This is a genomic window from Micromonospora tarensis (genome assembly GCF_016803395.1).
Classification (GTDB): Bacteria; Actinomycetota; Actinomycetes; order Mycobacteriales; family Micromonosporaceae; genus Micromonospora; species Micromonospora tarensis.
Window position 1 is genome coordinate 1 of sequence record NZ_JAEVHL010000001.1, and the last position, 13,108, is coordinate 13,108.

11 protein-coding genes and 4 pseudogenes are annotated in these 13,108 nt (G+C 69.3%); 2 read left to right on the forward strand and 13 right to left on the reverse strand.

Annotated features, from left to right (window positions below):
- The first annotated feature begins 170 nt into the window (after positions 1-170).
- On the forward strand, positions 171-341 hold the full coding sequence (locus JM949_RS00005) for a hypothetical protein (RefSeq protein ID WP_203146396.1): 171 nt from the start codon (positions 171-173) through the stop codon (positions 339-341).
- A 396-nt stretch (positions 342-737) separates the two neighbouring features.
- Entirely contained in the window at positions 738-1,262 is a 525-nt protein-coding gene (locus JM949_RS00010) for a GNAT family N-acetyltransferase (RefSeq protein WP_203146397.1), read from the forward strand.
- Positions 1,263-1,672: 410 nt separating this feature from the next.
- Here the strand turns inward: JM949_RS00010 and JM949_RS00015 are convergent, their stop codons facing one another.
- From JM949_RS00015 to JM949_RS00075, 13 genes and pseudogenes are all read right to left on the reverse strand, one after another.
- Positions 1,673-2,002, reverse strand: coding sequence for a hypothetical protein (locus JM949_RS00015; protein ID WP_238432314.1), 330 nt, complete (start codon positions 2,000-2,002; stop codon positions 1,673-1,675).
- A 245-nt stretch (positions 2,003-2,247) separates the two neighbouring features.
- Positions 2,248-3,264: a hypothetical protein gene (locus tag JM949_RS00020; RefSeq protein WP_203146398.1), complete on the reverse strand. Its 1,017-nt coding sequence runs from the start codon at positions 3,262-3,264 to the stop codon at positions 2,248-2,250.
- Between the two features lie 716 nt (positions 3,265-3,980).
- Positions 3,981-5,443, reverse strand: a pseudogene (locus JM949_RS00025) (tyrosine-type recombinase/integrase).
- A 95-nt stretch (positions 5,444-5,538) separates the two neighbouring features.
- Positions 5,539-5,808, reverse strand: coding sequence for a helix-turn-helix domain-containing protein (locus JM949_RS00030; protein WP_203146399.1), 270 nt, complete (start codon positions 5,806-5,808; stop codon positions 5,539-5,541).
- A gap of 582 nt (positions 5,809-6,390) precedes the next feature.
- Positions 6,391-6,957, reverse strand: a complete 567-nt coding sequence (locus tag JM949_RS00035; RefSeq protein WP_203146400.1) for a hypothetical protein — start codon at positions 6,955-6,957, stop codon at positions 6,391-6,393.
- Between the two features lie 352 nt (positions 6,958-7,309).
- Positions 7,310-7,762: an XF1762 family protein gene (locus tag JM949_RS00040; protein WP_203146401.1), complete on the reverse strand. Its 453-nt coding sequence runs from the start codon at positions 7,760-7,762 to the stop codon at positions 7,310-7,312.
- On the reverse strand, positions 7,759-8,355 hold the full coding sequence (locus tag JM949_RS36165; RefSeq protein ID WP_407664672.1) for a DNA methyltransferase: 597 nt from the start codon (positions 8,353-8,355) through the stop codon (positions 7,759-7,761). The genes JM949_RS00040 and JM949_RS36165 overlap by 4 nt, the downstream gene beginning before the upstream one ends.
- Positions 8,241-8,915 (reverse strand): annotated as a pseudogene (locus JM949_RS39495) (DNA-methyltransferase); the annotation flags it as partial. The pseudogene JM949_RS39495 and the gene JM949_RS36165, both read right to left, overlap by 115 nt.
- An 846-nt stretch (positions 8,916-9,761) precedes the next feature.
- Entirely contained in the window at positions 9,762-10,016 is a 255-nt protein-coding gene (locus tag JM949_RS38885; RefSeq protein WP_309231943.1) for a DNA cytosine methyltransferase, read from the reverse strand.
- A pseudogene (locus tag JM949_RS38890) lies at positions 9,998-10,402 on the reverse strand (DNA cytosine methyltransferase); the annotation flags it as partial. The pseudogene JM949_RS38890 and the gene JM949_RS38885, both read right to left, overlap by 19 nt.
- Positions 10,302-11,192, reverse strand: coding sequence for an adenine nucleotide alpha hydrolase family protein (locus tag JM949_RS00065; RefSeq protein ID WP_203146403.1), 891 nt, complete (start codon positions 11,190-11,192; stop codon positions 10,302-10,304). The gene JM949_RS00065 and the pseudogene JM949_RS38890, both read right to left, overlap by 101 nt.
- Positions 11,189-12,106: a TRM11 family SAM-dependent methyltransferase gene (locus JM949_RS00070; protein WP_203146479.1), complete on the reverse strand. Its 918-nt coding sequence runs from the start codon at positions 12,104-12,106 to the stop codon at positions 11,189-11,191. Before JM949_RS00070 ends, JM949_RS00065 begins: the two co-directional genes overlap by 4 nt.
- Positions 12,107-12,155: 49 nt before the next feature.
- A pseudogene (locus tag JM949_RS00075) lies at positions 12,156-13,051 on the reverse strand (hypothetical protein).
- Positions 13,052-13,108 lie beyond the last annotated feature (57 nt).

Sequence of the window (13,108 nt, forward strand, 5' to 3'; positions counted from 1 at the left end):
GCTCCTCGCGACCTGGACCGGCGCCTGCCTCACCTGCCACCGACCCGTGAAACCCTTACACCGCAACAAACGCCACAGAACCTAACAAAGCACTACTAGCCGCCGTACCGAACATCGCCTATCAAGGCGAGCAAACAGACCTCGCCGGACGGGCCGGCCTCGGCTTCACGGTGACCGCCGACGGCTCCACGACGCAGCTCATCATCAACCCCGGCACCGGTGAACTCCTCTCCGCGCGCGAACAAGTGTCCGGCACCCGGCCGGGCCTGTTCTCCTGCGTGCTGATCCTCGAGCGTGGCCACGCCACCAACGACACCGGAACACCTTCCACGCAACCCTGAGGTAGCCCGGCTAATGACGGGTCCCTGCCCACCCCGAACAGCAACCGATACTTGAAGAGACCGTTGTCCGAAATCGGCCTGTTTCAGGCTCTGCTCTACCGGACCGCCGGGTGCGGCCTGACGACCGAGGCCCGGTGCCGTCCGTAGATCCAGTCAAGCGCTGCGGCTCGCGGCGGGCCAACGGCGTGAAATGCGCGTCGATTGGACCCGACGCGACCCGCGCGTAGCAGCCGACTGCTGGCCAACATTGATCACGCACTCGGGTTGCCCGTCGAGGACCGGCAACACCTGCACGCGGTGCTGACACCGTGATTCCCAAACGAACCGCCGCATCGATGATGTCGGTTCTGGCCTGTCGGCATCGTGCTCAAGCGGTGCGTCTGTCACGCTTGTCCGATGACCGAATGGCTGTCGTTCTCGCCTGAAGGAGAACGGGTGAGGCTGAGGCCACCGGGTTACGGCGATGAGCCAGCTTTGATCGAGATGGCAACCGACCCGCACGTTCGTTCATACATCGGCGGTCCGATCGATCCGACGGTCGCGGCAGCCAACGCGATGCAAAAAATCAGCGCCCAGGCGTGGGGCCAGTTCGTGATCGTCGGGCGCGTGAGCGGCGAGGTCGTTGGAAGCGGAAGCCTCGCGCGGAAGCGTGGCCCGTGGGAGGTGTCCTACCAGCTCCGGCGCGCGTACTGGGGGCACGGGCTGGCCGGCGAAGCGGTCGAGCTGATCCGCGTCTGGTTCTTCGAGAACCTCGACGAGAACCTGCTGATAGCCACGACTCAACGAGCGAACGATCGATCCAAGCGGTTGCTGTCGCGGGCGGGCGCGGTATTCGCCGGCACGTTCGAGCAGTACGGGTTGGTGCAGGAGCGGTTCGAGTTCCACCGTGGCGGGCACCCGCCACTGCGCCCTGACGCGTGAGGGCTTCCGCTCCTCATCGCCCCGTGCAGGTCGACGGCCGGGCAAGCAAACCGACCGCGGACCTGCCAAGCTAGGTGTCTTGCCGGGCCAACAGCTCGTTGCTGGTCTCGCTGTAGCTGGCAGTACCACGTCTGACATAGAGATGGACCAGTGGCGAGGCACCACATCTTCCGTACACCGACCACGGGTGCAGGCTGCTGAGCCTTCTCCGATCGAACTCGTCCGAGTCCACCCGCGCGAGCGACGAGCGCGGCGGCGACGGCTTCCTGGATTCTGGCTATGAGTGATGACCGCCGGTCTCTAGGCCTGGACCGCGGGGTGCAGCTCGGACCCGCCCCAAGGACGAGGCCCGCCACCCGTCGCTCCGCCGTGCTGCCCCCGCCGCTACGAGGGGCGGGACGCACCGCTGTTTAAGCACAACGCCTATGTTCGCCATCGATCGCCATCTCCCGAACCGGCTCACCAGCCGCGATCCTCTCGCAAAGCCGCAGCAGACCAGGATGCTGACGCAGGCGCACATACCCCTGTGGCGGATGGAAGCGGCCGAGTTCGGCGCGCACTTCCGCCACGGAGAGGCCCGGATACTCACGGATCCGCCGAACCGGCATGGCGAAAGCCTGATCAAGGCCTTCGACGTACTCGAGGACGGTTGAACCGTTGCCCTGGCGAACCCGCTCAGCGATCTCGGCGATGCGCTCGGGAGAATCCACGATCGCTGGCGCAAGGTCGATGACAGACACCTAACCGACTCACGGGCGCGGTGAGGTAAACGAACCAACGTGTCGCTTGACCTTGGATGAACCTACGACGGAATTCGTGAACCTTCGCATGCCGCCAAAAGAGTTCATAGTAATCCGGATTCAGGGCCATCAGGACGGGCTCAGGGCCGGCTAAAGGGTCACCCTCCCCGAAGAGAGACTCCTGCACCGAGGCGGCACGCCACGCGTTGGACATCAGGCATAGCCTTCCGACGACATGGCCAGCGCTAGGCTGGTCCAGCCGCCTGGATGCGGGCGGCGAACGGACGGATCCCGGGCAGCATTACCCCTCGATCGCGGGCAAGGAGGTCAGCGGTCAGATCCTGCGCCCAAGGCCGATACCGCACCTCTTGGGGGGCCGTCGCCTCGGCCTCCTGCAACGCCACCCACGCCTCCGCGGCCCGGCCGCGACCCATCCATGCCAGCGCGACGTCTTCCCAGTAGCGGGCCCGACGCTCCGGCGTCGTGAACAGTTCGATCCGCACTCGGGAAGCATGATCGACGGCTGCGCCGAAGTCGCCGAGCGCCCGTGCGATTCCCGACCGGTACAGCTCAAGATCGTTTGGTCCAAATCCGGACGCCGTGCCGGAAGTCAACGCATCTCCTGCCTCCGCAGCCAGTGTCCACGCATCGTCGCGTCGGTCTGCGCGAGCAGCGGTGTAGGCGGCCGTCGCCAGCATCGACGCGTACAGGGACACATCCCTGCCGGCTTTCAAACGGGTGTGCTCCCGGAGGTGAGCCGCAGCTTGAATGACCATTCGCTGCGCCTCATCGTGGCGGCCTGATCGGCGCAACACCACGGCGGCCGTCCGGTATGTCTCCGCGAGCGTGTGGAGGTCGTCGCACGCTCGCGCCGCCTGCACCGCCCGGTCCGCCATCGACCACGCCACGCCAGGATCGTGCAATTTCACGCTGAGGCGCGTCGCCAGGCCATAAACCTCAGCGAGCACTGTCTGCACTGAGCCTGCCCGGTCGGTCGGTGCCGCGTCACGGGTCGCCTCGGCGGCGCGCAGCAACTCCGGCAGTTGTCGTGCGAGCTGCTGATAGCGGACCGCGTGGAAGTTGGCTGACGCTTGCGACATCGTTGTTCGCAGGGCGTCGATGGTGACGGGTGCCGCGCCTGGGGCGGCGGGCTCAAACAGCAGCCGGTCATGACCAACTACGGCTGCCGATCCGATTGCCGGCGCGGACGCGCCCAGCACGACACCGCCGAGCGTCCCGGTCACCAACGTCCGTCGCCGCATGTCGCTGTCCTCTCTCTCACCGCTCAGGGCTAGCAGCCGACCCTGCGAGAGCGACCGCCTCGTCTAACGCCCCCAGCAGACGCGGCGCCGGGCCTCCGCTGCGCCACGGGTTGGGGTAGACGGGCCGGCCGCAGTGCACGGACTCCGCTAGCCGGGGGCAGCCCTACCCTTTCACCTCCCGGAGCCTTCGGACCTCAGGCCCGGGGGTGTCGCCTGGTGTTGCCTCGGAATTGGCGCCAGGCGATACGACGCCGAGCTTGTACTAGCTTTATCCCTCGTCGCCGCAGGAGGTGGCAGACCAGGGATACCGCTCCTTCTAGGGGCCGACAACGGCGTTGGCCAGCGCCCCTATCCGAACCGTCGGGTGTAGCGTTCAGCGCTGCAGCGGCCGGCACGGACCCCCACGCCCGGCCGCCACTTTGCAACGACTGCGAGGCCGGTCCGTCCTGCAAGGGAAGGACCGCCCTCCTGGTGGGGAGGATCGGGGGCTGTGGGCGATGACCTCACGCTCGGGCAGCGGCTCTCCGGGCTCGAGGCTATCCAGGGGTGCGGTGGCGGGCTATCAGCAATATTCGGGTGCACTGCGGCGCTGGCCCAGGAAGCCGAAGTCATCGCGCCAGCCCCTGTCTCCCTGACGAGCGATACAGGCTCCTCCCATTGTCGGAGGGGCCTGTATCGCCATCGTGGGACTGCCGTGTTGCTGAGGGGGACGTGAACTATGCCGCTTTTCGGTGCTTGCGGGGAACGAGTTTGGTGGCGGCCTCGGCGGTGGAGCGCTTGAGTTCCTGCAGGACGGACGTGTAGGTGTCGGCGGTGAGTTTGTAGTTGGCGTGGCCGAGGGTGTCTTGGATTTCCTTGATGCTGGCGCCGGCGGCGAGCATGAGAGTCGCGGCGGTGTGCCGAAGGTCGTGGAACCTGACGGGCGGCAGACCGCTTGCGGCGAGGTGACGATCGAAGCGGTCAGTGATCAGCTCGGGATGCCAAGGTCGGCCGTCGCGGCGGACGAAAAAAATATCACTATTGTGCCACTTCGCCCCGGCGGTGAGTTTCCATGTAGCGCGTCGAGCAAGGTAGGCCCGCAGTACGTTGACGGTGTCGTCGGCGAGCGGTACGGCACGGTCGCCGGCGGCGGACTTCACTTCCTTCGTAATGATCTTGTAGCCGACGCTGGTGCGTTGTTCGGTGATGGTGATCTCACCGTTGCCAAGGTCGACGTCGTAGTTGTGCAGGCCTGCGAGTTCGCCTCGGCGGGGCCCCGGTGAACGGCGAGGTCGAACAGTGCGGACAGTTCGGGATCGGCGCTCTCGACGTAGTCCAAGAACTCGCCGGCCTGGGCGGGCGTCCAGACCATGACGGCGCTGGGGCGGCGCCCGGTTTGCCGCCAGCGGTTGACGGCAGAGGCGGTCCACAGCCGTGGCTTGGGCGCGGCGCCGGACTTGAGGTGAACCGACTCGGCGGGGTTGTTCTCGACGAGTTGGTGGCGGTAGAGGCGCCGGGCGTCGTTGAGTGCCTTGCGCAGGGTTGCCAGGATGCGATGCATGCTGGCCGGGCCGACGGTGCGTACACCCTTGACCGTGTCTCGGACCGCCTTGTCGGTGCTGGCCTTTAGCGCGAGGATTTCGGCGTTGCGCTCTTCGATAGCGACGAAGACGGTTTGGATGTGTCCGGGGGTGAGCGTGTTCAGCGGTACGTGGCCGATCTTCGGTTTCCAGTAGTTGGTGATGTGGTCGCGGTAGCTGCGCAGGGTGGCCGGTGCGAGCCCCGTGCGGTTGGCGATCCAGGTGTCGAGGTACACGCCGAGGGTGATGGCCTTGCCGGCAGCGGTTTCGCCGGTGTGGATTCGGTGGGTGATGGTGTCGCGCTCGGGGAGTGCCTCGCCGGCTTTGAGGCTGTGCAGGAGGTCGGCGATGTGTTGGCGCATCAGCGCGTTGGTGCCGGCGAGGTCGAGCAGCGCGCGGGCGTTGTCGCGTTCGCTGGCTGCATGCTCGCGGTTGGTGAAGCCGGAGCGGCGTATTTGCCGGCGCTTGTTGCCGGCGTCGGTGGGCAGTTCGAGTTGGTATGCCCAATTGCCGTGGTGGGGGTTCCAGCCGTCGCCGCGGCGCAGCTTGGGGCACTTCGCTCCGAGCCGCTTGCCGTCCTTGCGGCAGCCGCACTGCTTGGTGATCGAGCCGTCGGCCATGGAAGGTGCCTCCCTCGAACGGGGATGCCGCCGGTGGCAGCATCTGATTATCGGGCGTCGCGCGTGGTTGATCGACGCTCGTCACGGCGCAACGGTCAAGTCGCCGGCGGTCGGCGGTTTGGGTGGGTGGCGGTGAGGACGGCGATGATCGCGGTCACGGATACCCGGTAGCGGGAGCCGATTTTGATGACCGGCACCGGCAGAGTGTCGGCTTGCGCCATGGCATAGGCGGTGGAGCGGGGCAGTCCGAAGATCTGCCCGACGGTGGCGATGTCGGTGACGGTGCCGAGCGCTCGGATTTGATCGATGGTCCAGTTGAGGTGATCGGGGGTCGACGGGCTGGCTGGTGAGGGCTGGGAAGTCATCGTGGTGTGCCTTTCATGAGGCGATCAGTTGCCGGTGGGGGTGGAGCCGGTTGCCCTCCGTGGGGGTGCCGGACTTGGTGAGGTGCGATCACTCGAAAGTGCGGGCCGTCGGCGGTCAGCCTTAAGGCAGGCTCGCGTATGGAGAGATAGCTCCGCTTCCGCACCCAGTTGACGGTGAGGTGCTGTGTGCAGGTGACCGTCCTTAGGCTGCCGCGAAAGCAGCTCTGCGCGTAGCCGCCGCTGGGCGGTGGTGCGAGCGCGGTCGCGGTCCGGCGCGGTGAGGGCGACGCCGATCAGGACGATTGGGGCGACGCGTAGATGCGCTTCCCGCTGATCCGGGGATGCGGCAGGTCGCCGACGATCCGCGGCGTGGTGATTCGCCTTAACGACCGGACGGTCGGCCGCCCGCGGTAGGGGCTGCGGGGCTTGCAGAAATCCGATGTGTAGATCAATGAGAGCGGTGACGAGCGCCTCTGCGGCAGCCCGCGCTGGCCGCGTGACCGGCTTCAAGCGCCTGTCTGTGGGCGCGCTGTGAAGCTGGTGGCGGGCGGCGTAGCCGGGTTAGTGCGGCCGGTGGGGCGGTTAGGTTGTCATCGCCAGGACGTGGTGGGTCATCTCGGTCCAAGCGACGCCGAGCGCGTTGGGATGGTCGTCGAAGCAGAGCGCGAGACAATGTCCGCCAGAGCCGTCGATGAAGGCGTAGGTGACCGTTGGTTGGCGCGCCGCCGCTTGATGGGTCTCTATGACGAGGCTCCACCGGTCGCCGTGGAGTACGACCGCAGCGCGTTCGCCGCGCAGGTTCCGGCCTACACGTATAGCAGCGGGCGTCGGTGCGGCGACGAGTTGTAAGGCCTCGTCGATGATCGTGGTTATCCGGGGGATTTCGTCGACCGGTGCGGTCAGGGCCAGAACTGGGAAAAGGCTCGGCCGGCCGGTCCGGGCGGCAACGGTCAGCCCGGTGGCGAGTTGGTCCGCTACCCGCCGTCGGTGTCGTTGGGTGACCGTGAGGGTGGGGAGGTTGATCGTCGCCGGTCGTACGGTGACGACCGGCCAGCTGAGGTTGTCCCGTTGGCGCGGGTTGCGCGACGCGTGACGCGCCGATGATCCGGTCGTGGGCGGCAGGTCGTCGGGGCGGTCGGTCTTAGACATTTCTCGTCCTTCGTGAGCATCGTGGTGTCGGGTCCAGCTCCACAGCCGATGTCGACGCGAAGTCGGTCGTTACGTAGGCGCCCCTGTTGGCGGCTTCGAGGTCGGGCTCTGTGCGTGTCCGGTGCTGTAGCTGCTGCAAGCCGCGTAAGTGCTTTGCACCCACAGGCCGCGCGGTGAGAACACGCCGCGCTAGCCGCCGACGAGTGCAACCGGCAGAGATCAAGGGTGACAACGGACATTCCTTCGGTAGTGGGGTGGGTTGTGTCGGCAGCAGCGGGTGGGCGCACGACGTAACTTGATGGGCGCCCACCCTGAGGGCTGGCTTCGGTGTCGAGGTGACGAGGGGCGGGCGTCAGCGCGGCGGTTGCCAGCGGAGGCGGGCGATGTGGTCGACGCCGTGGTCGCTGCGGGGTCGGGCAGCGCGGGACCAGCCGGGTGTAGGCGGCCGGGTGGCGACGACGCGCCACCCGGCCGCCCGCAGGCTGGCCCCGGACTCGCCCTGTTGGGTGTAGGTGACCAACCGTCGGTAGCCGAGCGCTTTCGCGGCTCGCCAGGCGGCGCCGTAGAGCATGCTGCAGCCGTTCCGAGCGGTGTCGGCGACGGCGACGCGGGTGACTTCGAGGGTGTGGCCGTCGTCGAGCATCCGCGCGACGGGCCGGCCGACCACCGCCACCCCGACGAGAACGTCGTCCTGGGCGATGCCGAGGGAGAACTTGTGTCCTCGGGGCGGGCGGTGGTGGCGATGCCAGTCGGTGATGAATTCGCCGGCCTGAGCGAAGGTGACTGGAACGAGGCGCAGGCTCATGTCGTGTCCTGCGCCAGGTGTGGACGTAGCCGGGTGATGGCCTCGTGGTGGAACTGCTCGGCGATGTCGATGCCGAGGTAGCGCCGGCCGAGGTGCATCGCGGCAAGGCCGGTGGTGCTGGCGCCGGAGAACGGGTCGAGGACCACGCCGCTGGCTGGGCAGCCGGCGGCGATCGCCCGTAGTGGCAGGTCGATGGGGAACGGCGCGATGTGGGAGCCGCGGTAGGGGCGGGTGGCGATGCGCCACACGTCACCGGGGTTGCGGCCCCGGACGTGTGCGGCGGTGTGGGCGTGCCCGAGCGGTTTGAGGTTGCCCGCCGAGGCGCGTGGCTCGGCGGTGTTGGTGGCGGCGTACTTGCTGCCGTAGGCGGTGGCGCCTCGGCGGCGGGCGGTCGCTCCGATCCCGCCGGTGGCGCCCTTGCGGGCGCGCCGATGACTCGGCTGCCGTCGGCCGCCGCTGGGTGCGCCAGCGGTATCCGGATGGGGTCGAGGTCGAAAAAGTAGGTGGGTGATGGGGTGAGCAGGAACAGCAGTTCGTAGGTGGTGGATAGGCGGTCGCGGACAGACTCGGGCATCGGGTTGGTCTTGGACCAGATGATCGCGTTGCGCAGCCACCAGCCGTCGGCTTGCAGCGCGAACGCGACCCGCCAGGGCACGCCGATGAGGTTTTTCGCCGCAAGGGTGTCCTGCGCGCGGGGGTTCGCCGGTCGTCGGCCTCCTGGCTGTGGCCGGCCTGCTTGGGGTGCGCCGCCGGAGGCGCTGCTGTAGCTGTCGCCGAGGTTGAGCCAGCAGGTGCCGGTGGGTGTGAGCACCCTGCGCACTTGGCGGAATACGTCGACCAGCCGGTCTATGTATTTGTCGAGGGTGGGTTCGAGTCCGTACTGCGGATCGGACCATCGGGCGGGGCATCGCCGGCAGGTGGCGCCGTCGACCCGACGGCTTGCGTCGTGCGGGCAGTAGGAGTTGCCGCCGCTCCAGCGGCCGGTGCCGTAGTCGCGCAGCCCCCAGAACGGGGGTGAGGTGACGACGCAGTCGACGGACGCCTCGGACATGGCGGTCAGCACCTGCCGGGTGTCGCCGAGGTAGAGGGTGATTGGCCCTTCCTGGTGGTACTGGTATTCAGCCAGACCCACCGGGCGGTGATCTTCGGTCATGACGGTGCCTGCCAGCGGTGCGGGCACAGCAGCAGCCGCAGCGCGGCTGCTGCCTGCTGGGGGACGACGCCGTTACCCAAGACCCGCAGCGCGAGGGTGCGCGGCAAGCCCAGCGTGGGGTCGGTGACGTGGCCCTGGTTGAGGCCCATCAGCCATTCCACGAACGGTGGGGCGAGCACGGGCTTGCCGTGCTGCCCGGCCTGGGTCGGTTCCGGTGCGCCTCGGCCGAGTAGCAGCTCCCACCGGGCGATGGCGGCGGCGTAACCGCCCCACCGGTGCTCGTCGAGGTCGCCGAGGCCGGCGACGGTGGTGCGCAAGTCCGCCCCGCCGTCGCCGTGGCGTCCCGGGCCGCGCCCGTCGGACGCGCGGGGTGTGGGCAGGGTGCGGGTGGGTACCCGCACCGCCGCCGACGGCAGGGTGAGATCGCCATGCGAGCCGCGCTGCCCCGGGCAACCTTTCGCTCCGTCGGTGGCCCTGGGGGTGGGCAGCAGCACCTGCGACAGCGGGGGCCGGAACCCGGCCCCCGCCTTACGTCCGGGGGTGCCGGTGTCGCTGGCCCTCGGGGTGGGCAGCAGCCGGGTGGCGTCGGTCAGCGTCCGGCCCTGGTGATCGATCGGCGTGACGCGGCCGGCGGTGACGTTGGCCGAGGATCGGCTGTCCGCCACCGTCGGCGTTGGCATGAGCTGCCCGGCGACGCCAGCCAGGCTCGGCCGGCGGGTCGCCCCGGCGGACGGGGACTTGTTCGACCCGTATGCCACCGCGGTGGGGGTGGGCAGCAGGCCGTGGGTGGAGCCGGACGGTTCGATCAGGTCGGGTAGCCCGTACTGGTGCCCGGGGCCCTTTCCGTCACGGGCGCACGGTGTCGGCAACGTCCGCACCCCCTCGGTGAGGTTCTGCGGGTGTGGCCAGCAGGAACAGTCGGTCGCGGCGGTGCGCGGCGCCGATGTCGGATGCGCGTAGGCACGTCCAGCTCGTGTCGTACCCGAGCGTGGCCAGGTCGCTTCGACGACGTCGAAGCCGCGGCGGAGGAGCGCGGCGACGTTTTCCACGAAAACGAGCGGCGGTCGAAGGTGGCGAACGGCGTCGGCGACAGCGCTCCACAGGCTGGAGTGCGCACCGGTGATGCCGGCTCGTTTGCCGGCGTTGGAGATGTCCTGGCAGGGGAAGCCGGCGGTGAGGATGTCGACGGGTGCGACGGTGCTCCAGTCGACGGCACGGATGTCGCCGAGGTTCGGGACGTCGGGCCAGTGGTGGGCGCAGACGGTGGCGGCGTGTCGGTCGGTCTCGGCGTACCAGGTGAGCTGGCCGCCGAGCACCAGCTCGACGGCCATGTCGAGGCCGCCGTAGCCGGTGCACAGCGATCCGATGCGGGGTGGGAGGTGCCGGTCAATCGCGCACCTCCCGCCCCGGCGCGACCGATGAGTCGGGCGTTGGCTCGGTGGCCGTGTCTGGGTGGGGACAGGTCCACGGCCCGCACCCCGGCACATCCGTCTGCGCCTCAGTCCTGGGGCGGAGGGTGACCTGGTCGAGGGGGACGCGCTGGCGGTGCAAAAAGAACTGCCCCCGCAAAGGCTGCCCGGCGGCGTTGGCCCGCGCCGACCCGTGGCGGATCGCCGCGTCGAACGCCACTGCGTCGACCCATCCGGTTGGGTCGTCATGGCGCAACCGCACCCACTCCGCGTCGGTGCGGAACGGGCATCCCACGCACGCGCTGCGCGGGGTGTCCGCCCACCCGTGCGCGGCGAGGTAGGCGAGGCAGTCCTTGCGCCGCCAGCCGAGATCGAGCAGCGGGAAGACGTTGCGCATGTAGGCGACGTCGGCGTCACGGGCCCGGCCGATCTCGTCCAGGCTGATTCCGATTGCCATCTCGGCGATCACACCAGCGGGGACCCGGGCGGGGTGCGGGTAGCCGAGGCGGCGCCGCACCTCCACCTTGATCGGTTTGATCTTGTACTCGCCCGTGCACTGGCGGCGTGCCATGCCCCGCTCGCCGTTGGGTCCCAGGGTGAACAGGGGCATTGAGGCGAAGCGGTGGTCCGGATCGAGGGCGTCGCGGCGGATGTCACCCGCCGCGACCCGCACGACCGGAATCCCCGATACGGCGGCCAGCTGCTCCAGTCGGCGCAGATGGGCGTAGACCGCGGCCGGTTCCCAGCCGGTGTTCGCGAAGATCGCCGCGTCGAACGTAGGGACCTTGCCATGCGCCGCGAGCAGCAGCAGAGTGGAGCTCTGCACGCCGGCGCCGAGGCTCAGGTATCGGTGGGTGGGTATCTTCACGCGATCACCCCGCCCTCGGGGGTGTTCAGGATCGGTGAACCCGGGTCGCCGCCCGGCTGGCGGAAGATCAGCACGTCCTCATGGGTGATCAGGTGCAGCGGGATGCCGCCGGCGCGGGCCTTGCGCACGGCTTGGAGTTGGAAGAACGACGGCCGGGCGACGAGCTGCCCGTCGCGTACCGCCGCGAGTAGCGCCACGCACCGTTCGGTGGGCACCAGGCCGGCGCGGACGCCGGCGGCGATCACGGCGCTGGGCAGGTCGACCAGTTGCCCGTGCTTGCGCCACGGCCGGGCAGTAACCACGACGGTGCCGCCGGGCCGCAGCAGGCCCGCGCAGCCGCGCAGGATCCGCTCGAACCCGTCGGCGAGTCCGGTGAGGTCACGGTAGGCGAGGTTCCCGCGGTCGGCGCCGTCGTTGTAGGCGTTGTCGAACTTCGCCACCCCGTCCTCGCCGGGTCGGACCAGACCGTGCACGGTCGGCCCGTACGGCGGCGAGGTGACCACGAGAGCGACCTGTCCCGCCAGAGCGGCGGGCAGGAGGGTGGACAGGCGGGTGGCGTCGCCGCGGACCACCGACGCCCTGCCGGTCGCGCCGTGGTGGTGGGCGTGGGTGATGTTGGCGTCGGCGATGTTGGACCAGCGCGGCTCGTACTCCACGCCGATGGCGTCGCGGCCGGCATGGATGGCCTCGACGAGGGTGGTGCCGATCCCGCACATCGGGTCGAGGACCAGGTCCCCAGGATGGGTGTAGGCGTGCACCGCGTGCGCGGCGATGGCCGGGAGCATCCGGGCCGGGTGCTTGACCGACTCAGGCACGTACCGGCCGCGGCGCTGCACTGGCCCGGTGCGCTGGGCGGTCGCCCACACCGACAGACCTTCCGGCTGCGCGGAGTGGCGCCGAGCGCTGTCGCCCAGGGTGGAGTCCTGGGTCGGCTCCTGAGACTCGGCGGGAGAAGCGGTGTGCTCAGCCACGGCTCTCACCGCCGATGTGGCGCTGCGCGCGCGCCTTGTTCGCGGGCGAGAACACGAGCAGGTCCGCGTGGACCCGAACGTGCGCCACCCAGTGCGGATGGGTCAGGGTGAGCAGTTCCTCGTCGGTGACGTGGTAGACGAACGCGTCGCCGTCGGTGTCGGCGCCGACGGCGACGATGTGCTGCAGGTAGCCCAAACCCACCTGCGCGGCGGCGGTGGCCACCGGGGTGAAGTCCTCCAGGCCGCCAGCTGCGGTGGGAACGGTGACGACCAGGACGAGGCAGCCGCCGAGGCGCAGCAGCCGCGCGCACTCGCTCAGCAGCCACGCCAGCCGGACCCGGTTGGTGGTGCCGTCGGGGTCAAGCGGCCAGCAGGCCACGACCAGGCTCGTCGCCTCGCCGAGGGACGTGGGACCGTCTGCTGCGGTGGTGCGATCGGTGGGCGGTTGCCCGTCGGTGAGGTCGTCGCCGAACCATGCGGTCATGTCCGGAAGGCCGTCGCCCTCGCCCTCGTCGCCGTCGTCGCTGTCGTCGAGGGCGGCGGGATCGGGTCGCGCCGGCGGGGTGGCTGGTCCGATGATCAGGCTGGACGCGTCGGTGAACCAGCCCGGGTGGTGTCGCCGGCGCCCGCGGCGCACACGGCGCTCAGGGCGTGATCGGCGGTGAGGTCGACCACGACCTCGCCGGGGCGGGTATAGGCGGCGACGAGCCGGTAGGCCAGGCGGGCGCCAAGGCTACGCCCGGCGTCAGCCGGGCCGTGGGCGGTGCGCCACACGGTCACGGGCACCGGCGGGTCGCCGGCGATCACGTCGATCAGGGTCGGGTCGACCGCGCGCGGGTCGACGGGGTGGATGGGGTGCTGGTGGTGCTGCGGCGTGTGCTCGCTCATGTGGTGTCGGCTCCACGCCGCGCATGCAGTGCGCTGACACTTGTAAACCCGCGCCTG

Coding starts and splice junctions, on each gene's coding strand:
- JM949_RS00020 (WP_203146398.1), bottom strand. CDS start 3,264: ATGCGGCGACGGACGTTGGTGACCGGGACGCTCGGCGGTGTCGTGCTG.
- JM949_RS00035 (WP_203146400.1), bottom strand. CDS start 6,957: ATGTCTAAGACCGACCGCCCCGACGACCTGCCGCCCACGACCGGATCA.
- JM949_RS00040 (WP_203146401.1), bottom strand. CDS start 7,762: ATGAGCCTGCGCCTCGTTCCAGTCACCTTCGCTCAGGCCGGCGAATTC.
- JM949_RS00010 (WP_203146397.1), top strand. CDS start 738: ATGACCGAATGGCTGTCGTTCTCGCCTGAAGGAGAACGGGTGAGGCTG.
- JM949_RS00030 (WP_203146399.1), bottom strand. CDS start 5,808: ATGACTTCCCAGCCCTCACCAGCCAGCCCGTCGACCCCCGATCACCTC.